Consider the following 5,718-nt stretch of genomic DNA (forward strand, 5'->3'; position numbering starts at 1 on the left):
TGACAACGAGGCATTGAGGCAAAGGGGTGGATTTTAAGGCAAAGGGATTGAAATTTCTTGAGGAAGAGGTAAGCGTAAGGCATTTATGCTGTGTACTTGAGGAAGTTTTTGATGAGGGCAATGAATGAGGTTGATCTGGGACTGAGGTTGATCTTGTCTGCGTGCTTGGCTTTCAATAGAACACCCTTCCTTGGGAAAAGGAAATTGTGCTATCTCTCAAGTGGCTTCTTCTTTACTTGCACACCCTTGTGGTTTTGACATTGCTTGGTGATGTTAACATTTGGCAGCTTTCTCATAAAAGCTTTATGGAAGATGAAAGTTTGGGTTTTGAAAAAAATATCGAAAAAATCAATTTGGGCCGGTTTTGTTGATGATTTAAATCGTCATAAAGACAAAGCAACCTCGTTACGATTTTCTTGCACTCGTTTGCTTCTTCTTTGGAAAGCAGCTTATCTTCCTGAAAATAAAAAGAGCACTTAGAATTTTAGAGTCAGAGACCCAAATTTGTGCAATAGAAGAAGATATTTTTATGAAAATTTGATCGAGGAGAAAAGAGAAGCCTTAAGATAATAGGGGGTACACTGTGAGTGATGAAAACATGATGTTTGAAGTTGATGAAAAAAAAGGCACCCCTGATATTGTCTTTATAAAAAATGAGGGGCAATGGAAAAAATGCATCATTGGATGAAGAATTACGGTCTTTTTCGCTGGAAGAAGCGTTTTTGACAAGCAAAAATTATAAAGTCATTTTTTTCATTGCTTTCATTGTGGCAGCTTTAAGAACGGCTCTTCTCTTCTTACTCATGTGGCTTGAGTGGAAGTTGGCGGGGTGGGAAGGGGATGTCGTGGCAGCTCTCTTTTGCATCGTGCAGGTTATATTAGATTTAATTTTTGTACTCATTCCTGTTGCCTTTGTGGTGCGTATCATTTTTACGCGTTTGTTGAAAAAAAAGATCGATAAGTTGGATCAGGAAATCTGGCAGCGAAGAAAAACGGCTTACCAACAAAACAGCGTGTGAAGGGAGGGCAGAAAATGAATACTGGTCTTTATATATTCTCATGCGTTGTAGGAGAGACCTTCTATTCGTGCGATGTTTGAAGTTGATGAAAAAAATGCACCCCTGATATTGTCTTTATAAAAGATGAGGAATACAAGCGCTTGATATTGATGAACTCTCATTCATTGTGAGGACGAAAGCTTCGGTTCATGAAAATGGCTTAAAAATTGAGACAAATGAGGGATAAAAAATGAGGGGCAATGGAAAAAATGCATCATTGGATGAAGAGTTACGGTCTTTTTCGCTGGAAGAAGCGTTTCTGACACGCAAAAATTATAAAGTCATCTTTTGCATTGCTTTCATTGTGTCAGCTTTTATAATGGCATTCTTTATGTTTTTTAAGTGGGATTTGACAGGGTGGTGGAATTATATCCTGTTCATTTTAACATTAATATTGGTTTTTATATCAGCGCTTCTTTTTGTACTCATTCCTGTTGCCTTTGTGGTCGGTATCATCTTTACGCGTTTGTTGAAAAAAAAGATCGATAAGTTGGATCAAGAAATCTGGCAGAGAAGAAAAACGGCTTACCAACAAAACAGCGTGTGAAGGGAGGGCAGAAAATGAATACTGGTCTTTATATATTCTCATGCGTTGTAGGAGAGACCTTCTCTTCGTGCGATGTTTGAAGGTGATGAAAAAATGCACCCTTGATATTGTCTTTATAAAAGATGAGGGATACAAGCGTTTGATATTGATGAACCCTCATTCATTGTGAGGACGAAAGCTTCGGTTCATGAAAATGGCTTAGAAATTGAAACAAATGAGGGATAAAAAATGAGGGGCAATGGAAAAAAATCACCATTGGATAAAGAACCACGGTCTTTTGCGCTTGAAGAAGCGTTTCTGACACGCAAAAATTATAAAGTCATTTTTTGTATTGCTTTCATTGTGGCAGCTTTAAGAATGGCTCTTCGCTTCGTATCCATGTTGCTTGGGTGGAAGTTGGCGGAGTGGGAAGGGGATGTCGTGGCAGCTCTCTCGTTAATTATGGAGCTTATATCATGGTTTATTTTTTTGTTCATCCCTGTTGCCTTTGTGGTTCGTATCATTTTCACGGTTCTGTTGAAAGAAAAGATCGATATGTTGGAGCAAGCAATCTGGAAGCGGAGAAAAACCGCTTCTCAACAAAACAGCGCATGAAGGGGCGGGGAAAATGATAGATATTAAAATAATGGATATTGTTGTTGTACTCTCGTGGGGTGTGGGCTTGACGCTTTTCACGCTGCTTTCTGCCGTGGTCATGATGTTTATTTGGGCATTGTATTACTCTACTTTCAAGCGGGTGAGGCTGTATTGCCAAGTGACAAAAGAATTAAGCCGCGTGCTTGAACAACCTGTCGTTTTTGAGCCGTCTAGTGGGGAAATGCCGATGATTAAGCCGTTATCTGAGGAAAAAGAGTTTTCTCTTTCTGATGAAGAAATCTTAACGATGGAAAGTGCAACGGCGCTTTTAAAGAGTTTGGGGTGGAAGGTGGAAATTGAAGGAAAAGGAGATCATTTGGCCACCTATTATTTACCAGATCGTGAAGTGCAGTTTCTTTATAATGCTGAGAAGGGGTATCCGCGATTTGATTGTGCAATTGCAGTGGTTTCTGGTATCCATGCGGCGGCTTGCCAAACGATAGACCCTTATAATTCTGGAGGCTTGGTTGCTCTTGAATTGAGTTTTGATGTGAAGGGGTTGGAAATTTTTGAAGAAAAGGTAAGCGTTGGATGTTTACGTCGTGTACTCGAGAAAGCTTTAGATGAGGCAATGACTGAGGTTGATCTTGGCAAGATGCTTCACTCTCAATATAGAATCCTGCCTTGGGAAAACAAAACTGTGGTCCCTCGGTTGGCTTCTTATTCCCTGCGTTATCTTGCGGCTCTGGCTTTGATGGGCGATGTTGAAACTTTACACTCTTATCAGAAAAGCTTTATGGAAGGTGAGAAGCTGGGCTTTGAAACAAGCATCGAAGAGGAGCATCTGGAACGCGCAATGGTGATTGCTCAGGCGGTAGAAAAGACAAAGCAACCCAGTTACGATTTGCTTCAACAGGCGGCAAAGGATTTTTCCATGGAGGTAGAGAGCTATGAATGTTTTAGAGCTACAGATCCCAATTTGTGCAATAGAAGAAGAGATTCTTATGAAAATTTGATCGAGGAAAAAAGAGAAGAATTAAGGCAACAGGGATATTTTGTTTACGAAAAGGACGCGATTTGTGAAGTTGATGGAAAAAACTATCGTCCTCATATTCTTTACATAAAGGATGGGGAGTTAGAATATATGGATGTAGAAATTAGGATTGATGAAAAAATTTATTGAGAAAAATAAAGAGTTTAGATAATTTAAAAAGAGCTTAAACCTAAAAATAATGCGTAAAAAGCGCGAAGCGTAAAAGCAGAGGGGAACAATGCAGGAGAAAAAAGCAACATTTGAAGAGTCTTTCTTTTCATTTAGAAAATTTATGGTGTCTTCAGTGGAAATGCGTAAAGGGGTGGGACGGTGTAAAATAATAGGGCACCGCTTTTTTATCATGTTTTGTACATGTCTTATCATGATGGCTTTAGAAGTTCCTGCGGGTGCAAAGTCTCTGGTACAGCCGTTGCAATGGACAAGATGGGAAGGAATTGGTTCTCTTATTTTTCTCTTACCAGTGTTGATATGGTTTTGTCTTCTCACACCCCTTCCTATTTTGTGGGGCATTTGTCGTTTTAAAGAGCGTAAATTGGAAAAAATAAAGAAAAAACTAAAAGAAAAAACAAAGCAGCAAGAGATTAATCAATGAGGTTATACGCATGAGGAGTGAGGGCGCGGTTTTTATTTTGTTTCTGCCGATTGGATGTTTTCTTCTAAATGCAGTTACAGTTTTTGCCATTTTTGTGAATATGATTATTGTGGCGCCTTATTATTCTTTAATAAAGCGTTTGAGGCTCTATTACAGAGTGAAAAAACAAAGACGTTTGATGAAAGAACATCCACAGCGTTTTTGTTTCTTTGAAAAAAGCGGAAAAGAAAAAGAGAGAGTGCCGCAAAACTTAGCACTAGAAACAAAGATAAGTTCCTATTCGTTAAAAAAATGGCTCGCTTTTTCACGCAAAGATTATATCCTTCACGCATGCCTCTCTTTCATCATTATATTTTTCAAAGCTTATGTCTATGTGATTTTCTTTAAAGGGATAGATGAGATAGATGAGAGCAGATTTGAATATTTTGCCATTCTCTTGCTTTTCTGGTTTTTTTTATCGGTATGTATTTTTGCAACGATCCCTGTTGTTGTGATCCTTCGTGAAATTTTAACTCATCGATTGAAAAAGAAAATTCAGCAGTTGGAAGAAGTGACTGAAGCAACCCAATCAATCAATTTATAAAGAGAAGGGGATAAAATGCATTACGAAATGGCGGCAGCTTGGACGGTGATTTTGATCATTCTGCTGGGGGGTGTTTTTGATTTTTTCTTAACAATACCCATTGTGGCACTGTATATTTCTTTTATCAAGCGTTTGATCTCGTATTACAAGGTTACCAAACAATTAAACGCAGCGCTGAAAAAGCGCATGTAGTGCTCGTGTCATGGGGGAGGCGTAAGTTTTAGATCATGCCATTTCTTCACGGCTTGGGAGGAGGGCATCGATTGTTTTTCTCATTTTACGCTGATCTCTGGGGGAAAAGGGCTGTTGGCAATGAATAGGCTGATGATAGGTTTGTAATAGGCTTGTATAGGCTTTAATGGGGCGGTTTATCGGAAGTTTTGTTGTTTTCTGTGAATTTGCAAAATCGTAAAAGCGTGAAACTGTAAAAAGGCGTGTGGTTGCTCAAGAGCCGTGATGGTTGTGGGGAGGATATGGGGAGAAAAGGTGCCAATGGAGAGGCGTAAAGGTTGGATTGTGAAATGTGTCAAAATTGGAATGTGGGCGTTTTATGAAAAGGGAAGTGTGTGTGGAATGGTGTTGAAAAGATAAGGAAAATAAAGCGCGCGTGTGGCACTGTATATTTCTTTATCAAGCGTTTGATCTCGTATCACAAGGTTACCAAACAATTAAACGCAACGCTGAAAAAGCGCATGTAGTGTTCGTGTCATGGGGGCATAAGTTTTAGATCATGCCATTGCTTCATGACTTGGGAGCAGGGCATCGATTGTTTTTCTCATTTTACGCTGATCTCTGGGGGAAAAGGGCTGTTGGCAATGAATAGGCTGATGATAGGCTTTAATGGGGCGGTTTATCGGAAGTTTGTTGTTTTCTGTGAATTTGCAAAATCGTAAAAACGTGAAACTGTAAAAGGGCGTGTGGTTGTTCAAGGGCTGTGACGGTTGTGGGGAGGATATGGGGTAAAGAGGGTGCCAATGGAGGCGTAAAGGTTGGATTGTGCAATGCGTCAAAATTGGAATGTGGGAATGGGGGATTGGGGGAATGGAGGGCGTTGGGGGAAAAGGGCTGTTGGCAATGAATAGGCTGATGATAGGTTTGTAATAGGCTGGTGATAGGCTTGTATAGGCTTTAATGGGGCGGTTTATCGGAAGTTTTGTTGTTTTCTGTGAATTTGCAAAATCGTAAAAACGTGAAACTGCAAAAAGGCGTGTGGTTGCTCAAGAGCCGTGAGGGTTGTGGGGAGGATATGGGGTAAAGAGGGTGCCAATGGAGGCGTAAAGGTTGGATTGTGCAATGCGTCAAAATTGG

The 5,718-nt window shown here is 40.0% G+C and carries 8 protein-coding genes; all 8 read left to right on the forward strand.

What is annotated here, in order from left to right; translation table 11 throughout:
• Positions 1–680 precede the first annotated feature (680 nt).
• The 8 genes from ACFINK_RS06525 to ACFINK_RS06560 all read left to right on the forward strand — a co-directional run bounded on the left by ACFINK_RS06525 (position 681) and on the right by ACFINK_RS06560 (position 5,303).
• Complete coding sequence (locus tag ACFINK_RS06525) at positions 681–1,019, forward strand: hypothetical protein (protein WP_375638446.1); 339 nt, start codon at positions 681–683, stop codon at positions 1,017–1,019.
• A gap of 229 nt (positions 1,020–1,248) precedes the next feature.
• Positions 1,249–1,605, forward strand: a complete 357-nt coding sequence (locus ACFINK_RS06530; protein ID WP_375638447.1) for a hypothetical protein — start codon at positions 1,249–1,251, stop codon at positions 1,603–1,605.
• Positions 1,606–1,833: 228 nt separating this feature from the next.
• Positions 1,834–2,199 carry a hypothetical protein gene (locus ACFINK_RS06535; RefSeq protein ID WP_375638448.1) on the forward strand — a complete coding sequence of 122 codons (366 nt, stop codon included), beginning with the start codon at positions 1,834–1,836 and terminating at the stop codon, positions 2,197–2,199.
• A 13-nt stretch (positions 2,200–2,212) separates the two neighbouring features.
• On the forward strand, positions 2,213–3,364 hold the full coding sequence (locus ACFINK_RS06540) for a DUF6990 domain-containing protein (protein ID WP_375638449.1): 1,152 nt from the start codon (positions 2,213–2,215) through the stop codon (positions 3,362–3,364).
• Between the two features lie 88 nt (positions 3,365–3,452).
• The gene (locus ACFINK_RS06545) at positions 3,453–3,827 is read left to right on the forward strand and encodes a hypothetical protein (protein ID WP_375630081.1); all 375 of its coding nucleotides are present in this window, start codon (positions 3,453–3,455) and stop codon (positions 3,825–3,827) included.
• A gap of 10 nt (positions 3,828–3,837) precedes the next feature.
• A complete protein-coding gene (locus ACFINK_RS06550; RefSeq protein ID WP_375638450.1) occupies positions 3,838–4,410 on the forward strand; it encodes a hypothetical protein in 573 nt (190 codons plus the stop codon).
• A gap of 15 nt (positions 4,411–4,425) precedes the next feature.
• Positions 4,426–4,602, forward strand: coding sequence for a hypothetical protein (locus tag ACFINK_RS06555; protein WP_273790878.1), 177 nt, complete (start codon positions 4,426–4,428; stop codon positions 4,600–4,602).
• A 551-nt stretch (positions 4,603–5,153) separates the two neighbouring features.
• Positions 5,154–5,303 carry a hypothetical protein gene (locus ACFINK_RS06560; RefSeq protein ID WP_375638451.1) on the forward strand — a complete coding sequence of 50 codons (150 nt, stop codon included), beginning with the start codon at positions 5,154–5,156 and terminating at the stop codon, positions 5,301–5,303.
• Positions 5,304–5,718 lie beyond the last annotated feature (415 nt).

This window comes from Bartonella sp. AA16NXGY (assembly GCF_042197325.1).
Classification (GTDB): domain Bacteria; phylum Pseudomonadota; class Alphaproteobacteria; order Rhizobiales; family Rhizobiaceae; genus Bartonella.

What these genes read in the sequence shown, in the direction of transcription:
- ACFINK_RS06530 (WP_375638447.1), top strand. Translation starts at nt 1,249, where the DNA reads ATGAGGGGCAATGGAAAAAATGCATCATTGGATGAAGAGTTACGGTCT.
- ACFINK_RS06540 (WP_375638449.1), top strand. Translation starts at nt 2,213, where the DNA reads ATGATAGATATTAAAATAATGGATATTGTTGTTGTACTCTCGTGGGGT.
- ACFINK_RS06555 (WP_273790878.1), top strand. Translation starts at nt 4,426, where the DNA reads ATGCATTACGAAATGGCGGCAGCTTGGACGGTGATTTTGATCATTCTG.
- ACFINK_RS06550 (WP_375638450.1), top strand. Translation starts at nt 3,838, where the DNA reads ATGAGGAGTGAGGGCGCGGTTTTTATTTTGTTTCTGCCGATTGGATGT.
- ACFINK_RS06535 (WP_375638448.1), top strand. Translation starts at nt 1,834, where the DNA reads ATGAGGGGCAATGGAAAAAAATCACCATTGGATAAAGAACCACGGTCT.
- ACFINK_RS06545 (WP_375630081.1), top strand. Translation starts at nt 3,453, where the DNA reads ATGCAGGAGAAAAAAGCAACATTTGAAGAGTCTTTCTTTTCATTTAGA.
- ACFINK_RS06560 (WP_375638451.1), top strand. Translation starts at nt 5,154, where the DNA reads ATGACTTGGGAGCAGGGCATCGATTGTTTTTCTCATTTTACGCTGATC.